This is a genomic window from Pseudoalteromonas sp. T1lg75, assembly GCF_002964705.1.
GTDB lineage: Bacteria > Pseudomonadota > Gammaproteobacteria > Enterobacterales > Alteromonadaceae > Pseudoalteromonas.
Map to the genome: position 1 here is coordinate 584,202 of NZ_PQCD01000033.1, position 18,231 is coordinate 602,432.

Below are 18,231 nucleotides of genomic sequence, written 5' to 3' on the forward strand. Positions count from 1 at the left end.
TGAGGAGTACGCTGATGAATTTCTTTAAATGTGCACTTGTCGGTACGGCTTTGATGTTGTCGTGCCCGACCATGGCGACCACAGATAAGTGGCAGGGCGTGGGTGAAGGCGTAATGCGCTACCTGTTTTGGGATATCTACCACGCCGAGCTGGCGACAGATACCGGTGATTATCGCCAGGGGCAGCATCCCATGCGTTTGTCACTGACCTATCTGCGAGATATCCAAGGTGACGAGATCACCAAAGCCACCCTCGACCAATGGCGCAAGCTCGATAGACCCGAGTATGTGCGGACCTACAAAGCGCTGCTCACAGACCTGTGGCCGGATGTCAGTGCTGGAGATACGCTAAGCTTTGTGACCGATGCCAACGGTCAGGGGGCCTTTTACTTCAATGGTGACTTACTGCAGCGGGTTGAAGACCCAGCGTTTAGTGAGGCATTCACCGCTATTTGGTTATCACCAAAAACCACAGAGCCAGGGCTTAGGGCGCAACTATTGGGAGGACGTCCATGAAACACCTAGTATTACTGCCACTGTTAATACTGCTAGTGTCCTGCAGCGTTAGCATAGAGGATTATAAAGGCACAGAGCCGCAATTCGACTTTAAGCGCTTTTTTAACGGCGAGTTGGTGGCCTATGGCATAGTGCAGGACTACAGCGGTATGGTCACCCGGCGTTTTAAAGTCGATATGCAGGGCTCATGGGAAGGCAATAAGGGCACCTTAGACGAACAGTTTTACTATCAGGACGGGGAACAAAGCACCCGGATCTGGTATCTGGAACTGGGTGAAGATGGAAAGGTCTTTGGCCGCGCCGATGATGTGGTGGGGCAGGCCGAAGGGAAAGTGGTCGGTAATGCTTTGCACTGGCAGTACAGTTTACGCATCCCCTATGGTGATGACACCATCACCGTAGCCCTTGATGACTGGATGTTTCTTGTCACCGAAACAAGGTTGATCAACCGTACCGCAATTGATAAGTTTGGAGTCGAAGTTGGCGAAATCACGCTAGTTATCGAAAAACGTTAACAAATAGCCCATTTTTATGAAGTTTTTTCTCAAAAATGTGTGGTTTGCAGTTGCCAAGTCAATAAAAATACTTAAATATAGGTCTTGCTAAGGCAAAAAAAATAACGAATAGGAATCAAACAATGAACAAAGCTCAATTAGTCGAAAAAATCGCCAACGATGCTGAAATCTCAAAAGCAGCGGCGAGCCGTGCGCTGGATGCATTCACTGGTGCAGTAACTGACTCTTTGAAAGACGGTAACTCTGTTGCGCTAGTTGGTTTCGGTACTTTCACTGTAAAAGAGCGTGCTGCTCGTACAGGCCGCAACCCGCAAACAGGCGCGGAAATCCAAATCGCGGCTGCGAATATTCCTAGCTTCAAGCCAGGTAAAGGTCTTAAAGATTCAGTTAATTCTTAATAATAAAGAATACTGTTGAAAAAGGGCGCTAACGCCCTTTTTTTATGCCTGTTTTTTGGCAAAACAACTCTTTCTGTGAGCTGGTACAAAAGCTCATACTCGGAGGCCGCTGAGAGCGAATCGGACGTTCATCCTTCCACCGAAATCACAGTGTATACATCCATAATCGTTGAGTTTCTCCCATAGTCAAGAAAACGACCCAATGGGTCGTTTTTGTCTTGTTCACGCCTCTAAAACTTCGAGAAACTTAAGTGCTGGCAAACACTTCCTGAATCTGCTATAAATGGTAAGAGGACAAAAACAAGACAGGTTGCGGTAGAAAAACGACCCAATCGCTCGATATTAAATTGTTATATGCAAAAGGAAAGTTGCCAATGAAATCGAAGATAATCTTATCCTTATTTGTTCTAGTTGTTTTTTTAGCTGGTTTAGTCTCTGGGTTTTATGCAGGAATGGTTGGTGCATCTGCGTCAATGAGCGCGGAGCTATATGCTGGCGGTCAAACAATGAGAGCCGCCTTATTTAGTCTTGAAAAAAATGATATTGAGAAAGCAAAAGCCACTCTGTGCAACTCGATAAAAACTCGGATTAATATTTTAGAGCTATCAAGCCCAACATTAAGTGATCAGCAACTTTCTGAAGTAAGTGCACTAAAACAACACTGGTTGCATAATAATATCGACAAAAATCTTGGTAAATTCCGAGAGGTTTGCATATAACAAGCGCATAAAGTGAAGGGACTGCTAACGCTTGGCTCGGTATAGCCAAGCATTATCAGCCCCTTATGCGGGCGGTAGGTATTTCTGATTATGGGTAGATTAAAAGGATATTTAGTTTATTTATTGATTCCTGCTATTCCTTATTTACTAATGATTTATAGCCCAGAGACTATAGATCCGGTTTTTCAATATTTAAAGTATGGTAAAGGAAGTAAGTACGTATTAGCGGGGATTCTATTTGTGTTTAATTGGAGTTTCTATTTCGGTATAGCCTTTGATGCCAGAAAGGAAAAAGTAAGCGAAAGAAATATTAGGTTCACAAAGCTTTACCTAGCCTTGCTCGCAGCGGTATCAGCTTGTTTTTTGATATTCTTAAATATTTTTACCGTGCAGAATATATTTCTAGCTAATACTATCTTAATAGTTGTTTTCTATACGCTACTAATTTCGTTTGGTAAAAAAAATACCTAACAAGGCAATTATGGACGGGGGTGTTACTACCGTCCAAAAATGACACAGAGCTGATCTTAAAAACAGCCCCTAGCACAGTTTAGGTATGAAACTGCATTCCTCTTCGACATTGGCCATAGAAAGCGGCACCAAGAGTACCGCTTTAACTTATTACTTACCCTTTTAGTGCCTTATCGCCGCGGCCTAAGCCGATGGCGCCGGAGCGCACCATTTCGATAATATCGGTTTCATGGCGCAGGGTATCGAGGAAGGACTCCAGCTTTTCCGTGCTCGCTGCCAGTTGCAATGAGTAACTAATACGACCCATGTCCAGGATGGCGCCACCAAAAACATCGACCACCCGGGTCACCGCGGCACGAGTTTTCTCGTCCTGGGCTATCACCTTAACCAAGAGCAGCTCGCGCTCGATATGGCTATGCTCGGTTAAGTCTATCACCTTAAGCACATCGACCAGCTTATTCACCTGTTTGAGGATCTGCTCCAGCACCCGATCGCCCCCTTGCGTGGTGATGGTGATGCGTGAGAGTGAGGCATCGTCTGTGGTGCCCACCGCCAGGCTGTCGATATTATAGGCGCGCTGGGAAAACAGGCCGACGATACGTGACAATGAGCCGGGTTCGTTTTCAAGTAAGATGGAAAGTATACGACGCATTATGCTTTTACTCCTTTTTTCAACCACATATCATCAACGGCACCGAGTTTAATCTGCATTGGGTAAACATGTTCAAGCTCATCGACGCGCACATCGAGAAACACTAGGCGATCAGTAATGGTCATCATTTTTGCGATGGCGGCATCGAGTTCATCAGGGTGATCGACGCGAATACCCACATGGCCATAGCTTTCTGCGAGCTTGACGAAATCCGGTAAGGATTCCATATAAGAAGAGGAATGGCGGCCGCTGTAGAGCATATCTTGCCACTGTCTGACCATGCCTAAAGAGCGGTTGTTCAAGGAAACGATTTTAACCGCCAGGTTATATTGCAAACAGGTGGACAGCTCCTGGATGTTCATCTGAATCGAACCATCGCCGGTAATGCAGATTGATTCCTGGTCGCGAAACGCCAGCTTCACGCCCATGGCTGCCGGTAAGCCGAAACCCATGGTGCCCAAACCGCCGGAGTTGATCCATTGGCGCGGCTTTTTAAAGGGGTAATACTGGGCGGCAAACATCTGGTGCTGACCCACATCCGAGCTGATATAGGCGTCGCCATTGGTGGCCTGGTAGAGCTTTTCGATCACGGTTTGCGGTTTGATTTTTTCTTCACCCGGGCTGTAGCTCAGACACTTTTGCTCGCGCCAGCGATTGATTTGTCGCCACCAGTCTTCCTGGGCATGGCGGTCAATGCTTTGCCCCGACTTGGCAATGGCGCTCAATAGCTGCGGCAACACCAAGTCCAGGCTGCCGACCACAGGAATATGGGCGCTGATGGTTTTGGAAATGGAGGTGGGGTCCACATCCACATGCACTATGGTGGCGTTGGGGCAAAACTTTTGCACATTATTGGTAACACGATCATCAAAACGGGCGCCCAAGGCCAATATAACATCGGCATGGGCCATGGCCTTATTGGCTTCTAAGGTACCATGCATGCCGAGCATGCCAATAAAGTTCGGGTGTTCGCCGCTTAGTGCGCCAAGCCCCATCAGGGTGTTGGTGCAAGGAGCGTTGAGGGTTTCTACCAGTTCGGTGAGCTGTTCGCTGGTGTTGGAAAGGATCACCCCGCCGCCGGCGTAGATCACCAGCTTTTGCGCCGCCATCAGGGCATTCACCGCTTTCTTGATTTGTTTAGGGTGGCCCTTCTTACTGGGATTATAGGTGCGAATAGCCACATCCTGGGGCATTTTAAAGTCAAACTTGGCCGCTGGGTTGAGTACATCCTTAGGAAGTTCAACCACGACCGGGCCGGGACGGCCGCTGCCGGCGATATAAAAGGCCTTGGCAAGCAAAGTGGGGATCTCCTCGGCGCTGCGGCAGTTAAAGCTGTGTTTCACTATGGGCCGTGAGCAACCAACAATATCGGTTTCCTGAAAGGCATCGTCGCCAATAAGATGAGTGGGGACCTGGCCTGAGATCACCACCATGGGGATGGAGTCCATATAGGCGGTGGCGATACCGGTAACACAGTTGGTGGCACCGGGTCCGGAGGTGGCCAGCACTACACCCACCTTACCCGTGGCGCGGGCATAGCCATCGGCCATATGGGTGGCTGCCTGCTCATGACGCACTAAAATATGCTCTATATCATTTTGTTCGAACAGCGCATCGTAGAGATCCAGCACCGAACCACCGGGATAACCAAAAATATAGTTAACGCCCAGCTCTTTCAGTGCCCCGACAACCAGCTCACCGCCGTTGTATTGTTGCTTACTCATCCTCATTCCTCAAAAAAAAACCCCCGCATAAGGGCGGGGGTTGTTTAGCCTAATCGTTGGCTCACGCCTACCCCGCAGTCTGGTTAAAGACCACCACGAGTAGAACCACGAGAACCAACATAATTGACATATTTTTACCTAAGTAGAAACTTTAAAACTCACCTAATCATTGTTAGTTTTTTGGGCAACTTATGTCAACCCTAAGGGAGGGGTTTTTGGATAAAATATTCTTATAGTGAATATTAATCTGCCTTTTAGGGTTATATTTTTCTTTTTAGGTCTTTTTTGAAACGAAAAAAAGCCAGCTGTCGCTGGCTTGGATATTTTATGTCGAATGCCGGGTTACAGGCGCTCGATCACCGCTGCAGTGAAGTCTGTGGTGCCGTGCTCGCCACCTAGATCGCGTGTGGTGCGGTCACCGGTTTTGATCACGTCGGCCACGGCCGCACGGATGCGCTCTGCGGTTTACCCATATCCAGGTATTCAAGCATTTGAATAGACGCTAGGATCACCGATGTAGGGTTTGCCAGGTTTTTACCGGCGATATCAGGGGCACTGCCGTGTACCGCTTCGAAAATAGCGGCATTTTCACCGATATTGGCACCCGGAGCCATGCCCAGACCACCCACTAAACCGGCGCACAGATCAGAAAGGATGTCGCCGAACAGGTTTGTGGTCACGATGACATCGAACTCTTCCGGGTTCATAACCAGTTTCATACAGGCGGCATCAACGATCATCTCGGTCGACTCGATGTCTGGGTAACGCTCGGCTACTTCGCGGGCGACCTTTAAAAACAGGCCCGAGGTTGACTTAAGGATGTTCGCCTTGTGTACCGCGGTCACTTTTTTACGGCCTTCACGAATAGCTAGTTCATAGGCAAAGGTCACGATCTTCTCGGCACCTTCGCGCGTGATTTTTGACATGGCTTCCGCTTCGGTGCCATCGTCTGAGACCACTTGGCCAAGACCCGAGTACATGCCCTGAGTGTTTTCACGCACCGTGATGATGTCGATGTCGTCGTAGCGGGCTTTAGTGCCGGCGAAAGATTTAACCGGACGCACATTGGCATACAGATTAAATTGCTTACGCAGGGTAACGTTGATTGAGGTAAAGCCTTCGCCTACCGGCGTAGTTAAAGGGCCTTTTAGCGTGATCTTGTTGCGTTCAATGGCTTCCAGTGTCTCTGGCGGTAACAGCTCACCGGTTTTTTCCAGTGCGGCTAGACCGGCATCAACAAATTCGTATTCAAAGTCACAACCGGCGGCGTTTAAAATTTCCAGAGCTGAGTCGATAATACTAGGACCGATGCCATCGCCTTTGATGACAGTAATGGTTTGCTTAGCCATTTAACAATTTCCTTAAAACTGATAGAGAAGTCCGACACCAAAAGCATAGCCGCACAACGCTGTTGTGGGTAATTAGAAAGCTGATGAGGGTGGCGGAAATTTACGTGAGAATTCAGGGCGATTTATAGCAGTTAAGCCCCGAATTTTCCAGTATATGGCATTTAAATATATATTATTTCCAATATAAATAAGGTGAATTTTGCCTATTTATTAGATGCCGTTGTAGGGGCCTATATTGAGGGTCTCGCTCACCAGTTTATCGAGTTGCGTGCTGGGTCCCTGACTTTCTAACATGGCTTTTTTTACCAGCTGCTGTTGCCAGGGAGCGTACGGGTGGTTATAGCCATAGAGGTGGAACAGCACCAGCTTAAAGCTGTAACAAACCAAGGCATTGGTGCTGAGCTCATTAAAGGGCTGTTGTTCACTTTGTAACAGGGCATTGAGCCACTCGCCATCGCCCAAATGCTGTTTGAGATAAGCAGCAAGATCTGCATGGTCATACTGACTGACACCAACAAGGGCGGCCATGGGTCTTGGGTTTTGTTCTGTAAAGGGCAGCTTGAGTGGGTCCAGGGCGATACTGCGGGACAAAAGCTGCGGCGTTTGTTCGACAAAATAGCAGAAGTAGCACAGATAAAGTGCCATTAAGCGCTCAGGATAGAGGTTTTTCATTCGCGCACTCAGGTGCTGTATCACGGCACAGGCGGTATTGATGCGCCCGAGTAAAAAGCCACTGAGGGGATGGCGCAGTTGCGCAACCTGTTGGCTTAAGATCACTCGGGTAATAAAGTCGCCAATATTATACAGACCGACCATGGATAAGGCATGGCGAACATTGGCCGCCGCTTGCGTGGTGCGGTTATAGGCGCCGGCTGCTTCGAGCACATGGGTTTGCAATTGCGGCTCGTTGCTAAGCAATCGCTCCATGTCGGCATAGCCTTTAGCTCTTTGCACCTGTTGCAGTAGCTCGGTGGGTAAGCGCTGTGGCGCAGCTACAGAGCTCTGTCGTTGTAGGGGCGCGCTTAGGTGCTGCAGAAACGCATCCAGCGTCGCGTAGTGCGGCTGAGTGTCCTCATACTGCCACTGCGGTTTTGGGATCAGCCGATAGCGGTGTTCATCGGCTCCCAGCTCGATGAAGATATACTCATGGTGCTGACGCTGACCCAGATAGACTAAGGTTTGCTCGCCACGCTGCCAAAGGCTGCCAAGGAGCTGGGGAGAGAGGTAGTCTACCAGGAGACGACAGTCTTGCTGCACCGCCTCGTTAGTGCTTTGCGTAAACACTGAGGCACAGGCGTTAAAGAAATGCTGGCCGGGGCGCGTGCTGGTGCTGGTATTAAGGGTGGCAAGATGCTGTGCCAGGGCCAGGGTGCGGGTAAAACCACAATATAACTGCACATGTTTATTGCTGCTCAGCACCTGCTGATAGCGTCTGTTTTTCGCCACTATCTGGACTAAGGCCGGTTGCTGCTCGGTATTGATATTGAGCATTTTCAGGCTGAGTAATCCGCCTTGTTGCCACTGCTTTTGCTCGCGCTCACTGAATGTTTGGCCTGCTCCGCGTTTGTTGAGCAAGCCGATGGTGGCGAGATCGCAGCTCAGTGCCGCCATCATTAACAGTTCGCAGTCTTTAGCATGATACTGCCGCGCCTGGACTAAGCACGCCAGTGCCGCTATTCGTTTTACATGCAAGCGGGTGGCATAGGGAAGCGGGTCTAATTCCGCCGATAGCAGCCAGTGGAATAGGGAGCCCTGCTGGCTATTGAGTCGACTTAAGCGCTCGCTCAGGGCGAGTAAGGCGGGGTAGAGACTAGGCCATTGACTCTTATCACGACAGGCGCGATGCAAACGGGCAATATAGGTGATCAGCTTGCCCAGCTCCTGCACCTGCTTAAGATTGTAAGTCGACTTTGTCATAGGCGAGTTCGGCCTGTTGCCCCCATACTAGTAGCTTTTTATTCTTAAATAACAACCCGGTGCACTCGTCCTTGGTGGTAATGCCATCGGCTTTGACGTGCTGGGTGCGATAAAACACGATCTGGTAGATATCCTCTCCACGGCGCTTCACAAAGGTGAGATCCGGGGTGCCCAAGGTGGCCAGCACTTCTTCAATATGCATTGGCGAGGTGGAATCAAGCTTAGCAATAAAACGCTTGTTATAGGCCTCACGGTCTTGCCACACCATGGCACCGGGGTCGTCCTTATACAGGCTCATCACCAAGGTGGCGATCACCGCATACACGCCGATACCGAGAATTATGTATTTTAAAACCTTGGTCCACATCAGTTTGTTACCCTTGGAGCCGAACACCTGCGCCCAGTATACCTAGTTCATTTTCGCAATGCTAAATTTGCGATGTGTGCAGCGTAATTTGTGGCGCATCCGGGCTTAAGCGTAATTGCTTTAGGGATATTCCCAAATCGATGTCGGTGCGCAGTGACACCAGGGCCAAGGCGCGCACGTAGTCTGGCAAATGCCGAGTTAATAGCTGCTGAACTTTGCCCTCGGGATCGGCACTGAGGGCATCGGCAACGCTGGGGTACTGGCTTAGCAGCGCCTGTGCCGACTTGGCGCCTATGCCACTGACGCCGGGAATATCATTGGTTTTATCGCCCACCAAGGCGAAATACTGCCACAGTTGGGCGGCGTCGATACCGTATTTTTTTTGCACCTCATCGGCGCTGCGCTCGGCCTTGGTAAAATAGTCAAAGACCATGACCCCTTGCTCTATGAGCGGCAGGTAACCCTTGTCGGTGGACACTATCACCACCTTGATACCCTGTTTATTGGCCTTGGCGGCCAGGGTGGCGAGAACATCGTCTGCCTCTTCGTTGGCGGCGCGCACCACGGCGATGTGCTGGGCGTTGATGGCATTCATAAAGCGGGGCAGTTGTTTATTCAGTGCCTCGGGCATGGGTTTGCGTGAGGCCTTGTAACCACTGAAATACTCGTAGCGCCAACTGCTGTCGCCATCGAAGGCGGCCAGTGCGTATTGGGGTTGATGTTGGGCTTTGAGTTTCACTAACGCGCGCTCAACGCGAGTCAGCGTCTCCTCTATGGCTTGTTCGCTGTGTGCGCCGTATTGGCTTTCGCACACGGCATATATGCGCCGAATAAGGTTCAGCGCATCGATAAGTAATAATTGCATTGTCAGGCTAGGACCTAAGTCTGGATAGTGTAACAGGGTATATAGGCGCTGCCGGGCAGCTTCATACGGCCTTGGGCGACGAAGGCACTGAGCAAGGTATCCATTTTACCCATCAGCTCGGAGTCACCGCACAGCTCAAACACCCCGTGTTGCTTGATGGCGCGAATGCCATCGTCCTTGACGTTACCAGCGACTATGCCGGAGAAAGCGCGGCGCAGATTGGCGGCGAGCTGCTGCTTGGGCTGTTCGAGGAAGAGGTTCAGCCCCGCCATATTGTCATGATTGGGCACAAAGGGCGCCTGAAACTCTGGGTCGATACGCAGCGTCCAGTTAAAATAGTAGGCATCACCGTGCTGGCGGCGGTAGTCGCGCACATCCTGCATGCTTTGTTTCACCGTGCGGGCTACCAGTGCCGGATCGCCGATGATCACCTCAAATTTATCCAATGCTTCCGGGCCTAAGGTATCGCCGACAAAGGTGACGATTTCATCGAAATAGGCGCGGCTTTCTTCTGGTCCGGTGAGGATCACCGGCAGTTGTTGTTTATCGTTGTCCGGGTGCAGCAAAATACCGAGTAAATACAACAGCTCTTCGGCGGTGCCGGCGCCACCGGGGAAAATGATGATGGCATGGGCAACGCGCACAAAGGCTTCCAGGCGTTTTTCAATATCAGGCAAGATCACCAGTTCATTGACTATGGGATTCGGCGGCTCGGCGGCGATAATGCTTGGCTCGGTCAGGCCTAAGTAGCGCTGTTTGGCGATACGTTGTTTGGCATGGCCTATGGTGGCACCTTTCATCGGCCCCTTCATGGCGCCCGGGCCACAACCGGTGCAAATATTTAGGCCGCGCAGACCAAGCTGATAACCTACTTCCTTGGTGTAATGATATTCCACTTCATTAATGGAATGACCGCCCCAGCACACCACCATGTTAGGGTCTGTGTTGACCTCGAGGGCGCCGGCATTGCGCAGCATATCAAAGACCATGTGCGTGAGGGCTCTGGGGTCCGCCTCGTGCATGGTGTGATGTCTTTGACAAATAAACAAAATATCGCGAATAACAGAAAAAATGTGTTCGTGAATACCGCGAATAATATCACCGTCGACAAAGGCCGTTTGCGGTGGATTGGTTAACTCTATTTTAATGCCACGCTCGCGGACTACGAGACTGATGTCAAAGTCTTTAAAGCTGTCATAAATCTCGGCGCTGGAGTCGGTGTGGCTGCCCACGTTGAGTACCGCCAGCGCACAGTTGCGAAATAACCGATAGCGATCGGTGGTTGATTGTTCTAGTAAATCCACTTCCAATTGCGAAAGTAAGTTGAGTACCCCGGTAGGGTTGAGCTGTATTTTCATAGCCTACTCCTTTACTGAAACTTGGCTATTGCTGGACCACTAAACGATCGCGGCCGGCATGTTTGGCCTCGTACAACGCCTGATCGGCGCGGTCGAAGGCACTAAGAGCGGTGTCATTGGCTTTAACCTGAGTGGCACCGATAGAGACGGTGATCTGCACCTGCTTATCTTTGAACTTAAAGGGAATGCTTTTCACACTGGCGCGCAATTTTTCTAATGGCCGCACCACATTATCCAAGTCGACGTTGGGCATCACCAACACAAATTCTTCGCCGCCGTAACGGGCAATAAAGTCGCTGCTGCGAATGGCTTTCTTCATCGCCGAAGCCAGTACCAGCAGGGTTTTATCGCCGGCACTATGGCCATAGGTATCGTTAATGGACTTAAAGTGGTCGACATCTATGACAACTAAACACAGGGGCGTACCATTGCGGTGGCAGTGTTTGAGTTCCAAATCGAAACGCTCATCAAAGGCAATGCGGTTAGGGAGCTTGGTGAGCCCATCCTGCATATTCATCAGGCGCTGACGCTCTAACGAGGCTTCATAGTGCTGCACCTGTTGTTCCAGGTCCTGTACCCGCGATTGCATGGATTGCAAGCCCTGATGCAGTGCGTCACGATGCTCGGCTTCAAGTTGCTCTTTATTGACCAATTGCGCGGTCAAACTGGCCAGGCGCAACTCCACCGTGCTTTTGAGCTCGGCAATATCGGTAGCGAATTCGGTATGTTGGCTTAATTGATTGATGTTCTCATCAATCTGCTGATACACGGCGGATATCTTGCTATCGAGCTGACGGGATTTATCCACCGTGTTGGTGAGCAATTGTTGCAGTTCGCTCAGGCTTTCATTCAGGGTCGCCAGGAAGTGCTGTGCGGATCTGCGCTCGCGACTGAGGCTGGTCACGATAATACGGGTGAGCTCAATGCTGGCGCTGAGCAGCTGCTCGAATTCGGTGGCGGCATTGATGTTGTGCTTGAGCGTGCGCATTTGCTCGATAAACTCGCCTTGCACGCTGACCTCGGTGCTCAATTGTGTCAGCTCATTGGCAAAGTGGGCTATTTCCCCGGCATGATCACGGCCTTCGGTGGTGTTGCTGGCATTGAGTACCTGATCGTAAATATTGACCAGGCGTGAGAAAAGAGGAATAAAATCCAGCGGCGTGTGCACATCTTGTAAATGGGTATTGAGCAATTCTCTTAAGGTGCGGCGTGAGTCGTCGGGTAAGCCCTTGCGCTGTTGCAGTTTGCTTCCGGCTTGCTCGACACAGCTTTGCAACTGGCGTAGTTGAGCCTCAAGGTTGGCCTCGTGGCGTGTAAGCAAAGTACTCAGCTCGGCGATGATGGGGCCAAGCTCCTGAAAGTGGGCGCCTTGCTGTAATTGTTTGCGAAACGTGGCTAAACGGTTATCCAGCTCAAGATCAATTCCTTTGCAGGCTAACGATAATTTGGCGATAAACTGCGCCAGGATGCTGACCTGCTCCTGTCGCGTTACTTCAATGGTCTGTCGTTGCGAAATGGCTGAATGCAACTTTTTTCTCAAAGCCTCAAGCTGTTCCGACACGCCCTGCTATCCTTTTTCGTTGTTATATTGTCCAGTGTACAACATTATTATTGCAAATACTGATTAAGAATCAGTTTTTTGTCGAAAATTTGTGGACTTATCGCCTCGCTTCATCCCCTTGTCGTAGCTGTTTACAGGCAAACCAGGCAAGAGGCCTTTGCCAAGGGAGTAAACCTTCTTGGTAGTTAAACGCAAAGGTTTGAGGTGATAGCCGCTGCTTTGCTAAGCTGCGGCGCAAAGTAACAAGACAACGGGTGTGCAGTGAAAAAAATCCTAGTTGCGGCAGCCTTGCTGCTGCTCACTTCAGTGGCAAACGCCACCACAAATTATCAACTTTCCATCGACCAGGGGGCTCATCACTTAGGTGATGTCAGTGTCAGCTTTGCCAAAACCGGGCAAAGCTACATCGATGCCAAGTTCCCGGCCTGGCGCACCGGGCGTTATGACATCCTCAACCTGGCCAACGGAGTGCGTTATTTCAAGGCCATCGATGCTCAGGGTAATGCACTGAAATGGCAGAAAATAGACAAAAGTACCTGGCGTATTTTCTTGGACCAGCCCAGTGCTGTGACCTTGAACTACCAGGTCTATGCCAATGAATTGGCTTTACGTGCCCGCCATATCGATGACACCCATGCCTTTATCGATGCTTCCGGCTTTTTTATGTACAGCGAAGCGACACGCAATGATCCCGTGACTGTACAGTTGACAGTACCTAAGGGCTGGCGCTCGGTGTCGGGAATGAACAAGGGCAAGAACCAACATCAGTTTGTTGCTCCAAATTACGACGTCTTAGTGGACTCACCCATAGAAACGGGTATCAACGAGCTGCACTCCTTCTCGGTCGATAACCGCGATTATGAGCTGGTTATCTGGGGAGAAGGCAATTATGACAGCGACAAGATGGTGGCCGACCTTAAAACCCTGGTCCAAACCGGTCATGTGGTCTGGGATGACTACCCCTATGAGCGTTATGTGTTTATGGTGCATGCCACCTCGGGGGCGCGTGGTGCCACCGAGCATCTTAACTCCACCATTATTCAGCGCCACCGTGATAAGTTTGCTAAGCGCGAAGACTATTTGGGCTTTATTGCCACCGCCGCGCATGAGTTTATTCACACCTGGAACGTTAAAGCCTATCGCCCCGAAGGCATGGTGCCCTATGACTATGTCGCGCCCAACTACACGCGTTTACTGTGGCTAGCAGAAGGCTCCACCAGTTATTTGGAAGATCATCTGTTGCTGCGCTCGGGTTTAATGACCAAGAAGGAATTCTTTAAAGACCTGGGTAAACGTATTAACACCCACCTTAAGACGCCGGGTCGCGAGGTGCAAAGCGCCGCCCATACCAGCTTTGACAAATGGATCAATCAAGGCGGCGATCATGGTCGCAACTATAGTACCAATATTTACTCGGAGGGCTCTTTGCTTTCCATGGCCTTGGATCTGAAACTCCTGAGTGATTCTGCTGGCCAAGTGAGTTACCGCGATGTGCACCGCCAGCTCTATAACAAGCATAAATTACCCAACGGCTTTAGCGAGCAGGATGTGATTGCCATTCTCAACGAGCTGAGCGGTCAGGATTACACCGCCTGGTGGGCCGACAATGTTGAAGCGCCCATGAATTTGGACTTTGATGCCCTATTAAATAAGGTCGGCCTTGAGCGCGTGTACCCCAAAGATGCCAAGCAGATTGCGTCTTTGGATGTCAATACCAGCACCGACAAGGGCCTGCTTAAGCTGGATCATGTGCGCCGTGGCGGCGCAAGTTGGCAAGCAGGGCTGACCGCTGGCGATTTGATCGTTGCCATTAATGGTCGTCGCATCAGTACCGACTTAGCCACGACATTGGCTGGCTATAAGCCGGGCGATAAGGTGTCGGTGAGCTTTTTCCGTCGCGACCGTTTGCAACAGGTGGACCTTGTTCTTGGCCTGCGCTACGACAAGGATGCAACAGTGCAGCCGGTGAAGGCGCCAACTCAGGAGCAACAGGCATTATTCAAAGCCTGGATGGGTGTAGAACTAAGCGATTAAAACCTTTGTCCTGCAACCAGGCTCAGGCGTTGGTTGCGGGGATTGGGTAAGTTCTACGGCCCTGCTTTCTCAGCAGGGTAACCAGATGGCGCCGCGCCCTGTAAGCTGGCGTCCAATTGTGCAAGGCCAGCCACTGTTTTTGCAGCGGATAGGCCTTGGGCTTATTTCGTCCCTTACTGGCTATATCGCTGTCAAAATAGTTGTCCTGGGCTATGGGGTAGGGATGCAGGGCACCCACATGGACCCCGGTTTCCCAGGTATGCTGAATGTCCGTATCCACCGGACGATAAATCTTATTTGCATGGGCCAACATCTGCTTTGCGCCGAAGCGACTGATCACATAGGCACAACAGCCGCTTAACGGCTTATCATGGATCACCAAATGATGATTCGCATCCAGCTCACGGCTGAACTTATTGGCACGTTCGCGGCCCTGATAGTTGCAAAGCTTGATAATGTCTACGGGTAATGGCTGATTTAATACCGACGCCAGACTGGACTTGAGGTTCCCCACCAGCGAGAAATCATCCTCAAGCACCAAGGCATACTCATTTTGGCTATCAAGCAGAGTTTGCCAACACTTCTTGTGACTCAGATAACAGCCGATTTCGCCATCACTCAAAGGGCGGTAAAACTTAGTCCGATTGGCTTTAGTATCAAGTATTGCGTTTTTTTGTGCTGCAGATAATTGCCGTCCGTTCACCGCGTCAATGCGTTCAAAAGCTAATCCTTGGCCTGTTAGTTGTTGCGCCGCTCGTTGTAACCTGTTGTCGCTGCCTTTGAGGTTAATCACATAGATGGGGATCATTACGCTCTCCGCTGATTGATTTGATGCCAGTATGAGATGGGAATAAGACACTGGGATGTAATTGGGATGACAGGTGGATTACCGGCCGGATTACCGAGCAGATTAGGTTTGCTTAGCTGCGTGGGGAGATATTATGAGCCTGCTAAGGATATAAATAGAAAATTTGTGATCTGGATAAAAAGTAGCCACGTATTGACCCCTGTAGTGAATGTGAATCTCCCTTTACCACCTAAGTTTAAGGACACAGACCATGACTATTTTAAGCCGTACCTTTAATACAGCACTCGTTGCTACTGCGCTTTGCGCTGCCTTGTCGGCGCCGGCTAAGGCTGAGAGCCCCAAATGGGCCAACAAATCTCAAGCGAGCATCGTTGAATTTGCCCTGGGTGCTTCGGGCGAGCCATTTGACTTTGACGATAATGGCAATGACTTCGATATTTTGGTCGCGGCGCTTATAGATACCAGCGCCATCAGTTTATTTGATGGCAGTGACTTCACGGTATTTGCTCCGAACGACCAAGCGTTTTATAACCTGACCAACACGGACAACGACGCCGATGCGTATAACGCGGTGGTCGGGCTATTAGGCGTTGAGGGGGTTGGTGGAGTGCTGGCTTATCATGTAACCGATGGGGTGCGTAATTCTCGCTCTGTGGTGCGAGCGAAACAGTTAACCATGCTTGACGGCAACACCATCATGTTTGACAGTGGCTTGATCATTGCCAATGGCTCTGAAGCGGCCTTATTGAATATAGATAACCGCGTGGCGGACGGCATGGTGCATATTATTGATACCGTACTCATTCCTTAGTGGTGTTAACCACTGACCTCAGGCAAAGCGCTCCCTTTTCAGGGGGCACTTTTTTTAGTGCTGTTTACAACCCCATCTTATAAATGCCAAGGAGTTTCCTGATGACGGGCATTAAATGGGTATTTGCGCCTGATTTCACGGCGCTTGCCTGTGGACGATAATGGTGTAAATAGCGGCCGCAGACATAGGTAACAATCAAGGTGGCGACTATCAACTCTAGCTGTGCAACCGATGTCACCCAGTTTATTTCCCTTACTTGCCAACCATTAATCGTCATCCAATCCGCAAGTTTAAACAGTGCGGTGGCACCTATCACCAAGGGAAAGGTAAAGGCGGCATAGCCGGGGCTAAAGGGCAGGCGTAAAAGTCGAAAAAAAGCCAGATACACCACAGATGTCATTAACACGGCCAGGGTGAGCAGAATGCCTATCACCAGTGGCGAAGGGTTTTGAACCAAGGTCAGATAACCGGCCAGTGACAAACTCGCGGGCGCCGCCAGTACGGCCAAGGTAGGCCTGGCGTTGTCCGGTAGCTGGTCAACAAAAAGTAAGCGATAGAGCATCAGAGGCAACATTAACGCATACATGGCGATGCCAAAAATGAGTAGTGATTCGGCCAGCGGACGCAGCGCTTCCCCGGGAAAGGTGACGTCAGCCACAATAATACCTATGGGCGGTATGAACCAGCTTGGTGCCATGTGTTGTAGTTTGAAGTCGGCAAGGCGGTGGTAAACAAATAGCGCGAAAAACCCGCTGTGCAAGAGTATGGCCAGTAGCCATAGGCCTTTGGCGAGCAGTGGCGTTATGACATTCAAAGCGCTTGATACAACCATGGTGGCCATGGCAAAGGTGGGCACCACACTGCCCGTAATCGGATGGCGTAAATCCTCCACTAAGGTGCGCGGGTGAGTAATAAATTTGGCCAGTACTAACAGCAATAACGCAGTTGCTATTAAGGCCCCCGTTGCTTGCGCCACGCCGTTCATACCAGCGATGTTTTCCCAGCACCAGCCTAGTGAGGCAATCCCGAGGGCTAATCCTGCTAAGGGAGTCGGCACCTTGGTTAATCGTGATTCTTGTTTACTCATGGTCATGGCTACACCCTTGTGGTTTAGTTCGCGCCGATTCGCGGCTCGGTTTTCGGTGTAGTGTAGAGCCAAAAAAACGTTTAATATATTTTAAAATATTGATTGTATATTTAAGTAAAATTGAACGGAGGCGTAATGAATATTGCCTTGCGACAACTGCGGGTATTTGTGGCCGTGGCTCAGGAGCTCAGCATCACAACCGCCGCCAATAAATTATGCTTATCTAAGCCGGCCATCAGCATGGCGTTGAGCGAGCTGGAAAAACAACTGGGGCAGCAGCTTTTTGATCGCCACAATAACAGGTTACTGATCAATGAGCAGGGGCGTCGCTTGTTACCGCTCGCCGATGAACTACTGGCAAGGACTCGGGACATTGAGCACTTGTTTAATCAGCAGGGCGCCATCACCGGCAAGTTAAATATTGGCGCCAGCGACACCCTAGGCAATCAGGTTGCGCCGTTTTTATTGCGAGATTTTCGCGACACATCCGGCCATCGAGAGCAGGCCTTGTACATCTCTAATACCGCAAAGATATGCCAGAAATTGTGTGAATTTGAGCTCGATATCGGCATGGTTGAGGGCAGGGTTCAACATGATGAGCTCCACAGCATTCCCTGGCTTGGAGATGAGATGGTGGTGGCCTGCCATCCGCAGCATCCGCTGGCGCAGTTGTCGGCGCCCACGCTAGCGGATCTGGAGCAGCAGCACTGGCTGTTACGCGAGCCGGGCTCAGGTACCCAGGAATACTTTCTAAATCACCTTGGCGCCCGGTTAAGCCAGTGGCAACTGGCCTTTGAGCTCAATAGTACCTCGGCCATTATTAACAGCACCGCCGCCGGGCTCGGCATTACTTGTTTGTCACGCCGCGCCTTGAGCCAGGCCGAACAATTAGAGCGGGTGAGCATATTGGACTTGCCAATCACATTTACACGGGATTATTGGCTGTTATACCATAAAGAAAAATATCAAAGCCCGTTGCTTAAGCAGTTTATAGGCTTTTGCGAGAATTGGTCCGGTCAGTAAAAAACGGTTAAGTCGATAGCGAGCTAATCTGAGGCAAGCAAGCGGGTGAAATTATAA

General features: G+C 50.3%; 17 protein-coding genes and 1 pseudogene. 8 read left to right on the forward strand and 10 right to left on the reverse strand.

What is annotated here, in order from left to right; genetic code table 11:
* Positions 1–14 precede the first annotated feature (14 nt).
* The 5 genes from C2M36_RS09210 to C2M36_RS09230 all read left to right on the forward strand — a co-directional run bounded on the left by C2M36_RS09210 (position 15) and on the right by C2M36_RS09230 (position 2,618).
* Positions 15–515, forward strand: a complete 501-nt coding sequence (locus tag C2M36_RS09210) for a chalcone isomerase family protein (RefSeq protein ID WP_158678911.1) — start codon at positions 15–17, stop codon at positions 513–515.
* Positions 512–1,030, forward strand: coding sequence for a DUF3833 domain-containing protein (locus tag C2M36_RS09215; RefSeq protein ID WP_105254652.1), 519 nt, complete (start codon positions 512–514; stop codon positions 1,028–1,030). Before C2M36_RS09210 ends, C2M36_RS09215 begins: the two co-directional genes overlap by 4 nt.
* A 122-nt stretch (positions 1,031–1,152) precedes the next feature.
* Positions 1,153–1,428 (forward strand): HU family DNA-binding protein, encoded by a 276-nt coding sequence (locus C2M36_RS09220; RefSeq protein ID WP_105201414.1) that lies wholly within the window; start codon positions 1,153–1,155, stop codon positions 1,426–1,428.
* Positions 1,429–1,802: 374 nt separating this feature from the next.
* Positions 1,803–2,147 (forward strand): hypothetical protein, encoded by a 345-nt coding sequence (locus tag C2M36_RS09225; protein ID WP_105254653.1) that lies wholly within the window; start codon positions 1,803–1,805, stop codon positions 2,145–2,147.
* Between the two features lie 90 nt (positions 2,148–2,237).
* Positions 2,238–2,618, forward strand: coding sequence for a hypothetical protein (locus tag C2M36_RS09230; RefSeq protein ID WP_105254654.1), 381 nt, complete (start codon positions 2,238–2,240; stop codon positions 2,616–2,618).
* Between the two features lie 154 nt (positions 2,619–2,772).
* On the opposite strand, the gene ilvN is transcribed toward C2M36_RS09230, so the two are convergent.
* The 8 genes and pseudogenes from ilvN to C2M36_RS09270 all read right to left on the reverse strand — a co-directional run bounded on the left by ilvN (position 2,773) and on the right by C2M36_RS09270 (position 12,411).
* Positions 2,773–3,270 carry an acetolactate synthase small subunit gene (ilvN, locus tag C2M36_RS09235; RefSeq protein ID WP_105254655.1) on the reverse strand — a complete coding sequence of 166 codons (498 nt, stop codon included), beginning with the start codon at positions 3,268–3,270 and terminating at the stop codon, positions 2,773–2,775.
* Positions 3,270–4,994 (reverse strand): acetolactate synthase 3 large subunit, encoded by a 1,725-nt coding sequence (locus C2M36_RS09240; RefSeq protein WP_105254656.1) that lies wholly within the window; start codon positions 4,992–4,994, stop codon positions 3,270–3,272. Before C2M36_RS09240 ends, ilvN begins: the two co-directional genes overlap by 1 nt.
* A gap of 342 nt (positions 4,995–5,336) precedes the next feature.
* Positions 5,337–6,343, reverse strand: a pseudogene (locus C2M36_RS09245) (isocitrate dehydrogenase).
* Between the two features lie 210 nt (positions 6,344–6,553).
* Complete coding sequence (locus tag C2M36_RS09250; RefSeq protein WP_105254657.1) at positions 6,554–8,260, reverse strand: hypothetical protein; 1,707 nt, start codon at positions 8,258–8,260, stop codon at positions 6,554–6,556.
* Positions 8,235–8,627: a DUF3192 domain-containing protein gene (locus C2M36_RS09255; protein WP_105254726.1), complete on the reverse strand. Its 393-nt coding sequence runs from the start codon at positions 8,625–8,627 to the stop codon at positions 8,235–8,237. The genes C2M36_RS09250 and C2M36_RS09255 overlap by 26 nt, the downstream gene beginning before the upstream one ends.
* 61 nt (positions 8,628–8,688) lie before the next feature.
* Positions 8,689–9,492 (reverse strand): 5'-3' exonuclease H3TH domain-containing protein, encoded by an 804-nt coding sequence (locus tag C2M36_RS09260; RefSeq protein WP_234399134.1) that lies wholly within the window; start codon positions 9,490–9,492, stop codon positions 8,689–8,691.
* 14 nt (positions 9,493–9,506) lie between these two features.
* Complete coding sequence (gene ppnN, locus C2M36_RS09265; protein WP_105254659.1) at positions 9,507–10,850, reverse strand: nucleotide 5'-monophosphate nucleosidase PpnN; 1,344 nt, start codon at positions 10,848–10,850, stop codon at positions 9,507–9,509.
* A gap of 25 nt (positions 10,851–10,875) precedes the next feature.
* Positions 10,876–12,411, reverse strand: coding sequence for a GGDEF domain-containing protein (locus C2M36_RS09270; protein WP_105254660.1), 1,536 nt, complete (start codon positions 12,409–12,411; stop codon positions 10,876–10,878).
* Positions 12,412–12,672: 261 nt separating this feature from the next.
* On the opposite strand from C2M36_RS09270, the gene C2M36_RS09275 reads away from it, so the two are divergent.
* Entirely contained in the window at positions 12,673–14,445 is a 1,773-nt protein-coding gene (locus C2M36_RS09275; RefSeq protein ID WP_105254661.1) for a M61 family metallopeptidase, read from the forward strand.
* Between the two features lie 22 nt (positions 14,446–14,467).
* On the opposite strand, the gene C2M36_RS09280 is transcribed toward C2M36_RS09275, so the two are convergent.
* Positions 14,468–15,253 carry a glycosyltransferase family 25 protein gene (locus C2M36_RS09280; protein ID WP_105254662.1) on the reverse strand — a complete coding sequence of 262 codons (786 nt, stop codon included), beginning with the start codon at positions 15,251–15,253 and terminating at the stop codon, positions 14,468–14,470.
* Positions 15,254–15,503: 250 nt separating this feature from the next.
* On the opposite strand from C2M36_RS09280, the gene C2M36_RS09285 reads away from it, so the two are divergent.
* Positions 15,504–16,064, forward strand: coding sequence for a fasciclin domain-containing protein (locus C2M36_RS09285; protein ID WP_105188964.1), 561 nt, complete (start codon positions 15,504–15,506; stop codon positions 16,062–16,064).
* A 64-nt stretch (positions 16,065–16,128) separates the two neighbouring features.
* Here the strand turns inward: C2M36_RS09285 and C2M36_RS09290 are convergent, their stop codons facing one another.
* Positions 16,129–17,157, reverse strand: coding sequence for a TDT family transporter (locus C2M36_RS09290; protein ID WP_199883032.1), 1,029 nt, complete (start codon positions 17,155–17,157; stop codon positions 16,129–16,131).
* 129 nt (positions 17,158–17,286) lie between these two features.
* Between C2M36_RS09290 and C2M36_RS09295 the strand changes: the two genes are divergently transcribed.
* A complete protein-coding gene (locus C2M36_RS09295; protein ID WP_105254663.1) occupies positions 17,287–18,174 on the forward strand; it encodes a LysR substrate-binding domain-containing protein in 888 nt (295 codons plus the stop codon).
* Positions 18,175–18,231: the final 57 nt, after the last annotated feature.

Coding starts and splice junctions, on each gene's coding strand:
- C2M36_RS09295 (WP_105254663.1), top strand. CDS start 17,287: ATGAATATTGCCTTGCGACAACTGCGGGTATTTGTGGCCGTGGCTCAG.
- C2M36_RS09250 (WP_105254657.1), bottom strand. CDS start 8,260: ATGACAAAGTCGACTTACAATCTTAAGCAGGTGCAGGAGCTGGGCAAG.
- ilvN (WP_105254655.1), bottom strand. CDS start 3,270: ATGCGTCGTATACTTTCCATCTTACTTGAAAACGAACCCGGCTCATTG.
- ppnN (WP_105254659.1), bottom strand. CDS start 10,850: ATGAAAATACAGCTCAACCCTACCGGGGTACTCAACTTACTTTCGCAA.
- C2M36_RS09210 (WP_158678911.1), top strand. CDS start 15: ATGAATTTCTTTAAATGTGCACTTGTCGGTACGGCTTTGATGTTGTCG.
- C2M36_RS09215 (WP_105254652.1), top strand. CDS start 512: ATGAAACACCTAGTATTACTGCCACTGTTAATACTGCTAGTGTCCTGC.
- C2M36_RS09285 (WP_105188964.1), top strand. CDS start 15,504: ATGACTATTTTAAGCCGTACCTTTAATACAGCACTCGTTGCTACTGCG.
- C2M36_RS09290 (WP_199883032.1), bottom strand. CDS start 17,157: ATGACCATGAGTAAACAAGAATCACGATTAACCAAGGTGCCGACTCCC.
- C2M36_RS09230 (WP_105254654.1), top strand. CDS start 2,238: ATGGGTAGATTAAAAGGATATTTAGTTTATTTATTGATTCCTGCTATT.
- C2M36_RS09220 (WP_105201414.1), top strand. CDS start 1,153: ATGAACAAAGCTCAATTAGTCGAAAAAATCGCCAACGATGCTGAAATC.
- C2M36_RS09240 (WP_105254656.1), bottom strand. CDS start 4,994: ATGAGTAAGCAACAATACAACGGCGGTGAGCTGGTTGTCGGGGCACTG.
- C2M36_RS09260 (WP_234399134.1), bottom strand. CDS start 9,492: ATGCAATTATTACTTATCGATGCGCTGAACCTTATTCGGCGCATATAT.
- C2M36_RS09225 (WP_105254653.1), top strand. CDS start 1,803: ATGAAATCGAAGATAATCTTATCCTTATTTGTTCTAGTTGTTTTTTTA.
- C2M36_RS09255 (WP_105254726.1), bottom strand. CDS start 8,627: ATGTGGACCAAGGTTTTAAAATACATAATTCTCGGTATCGGCGTGTAT.
- C2M36_RS09280 (WP_105254662.1), bottom strand. CDS start 15,253: ATGATCCCCATCTATGTGATTAACCTCAAAGGCAGCGACAACAGGTTA.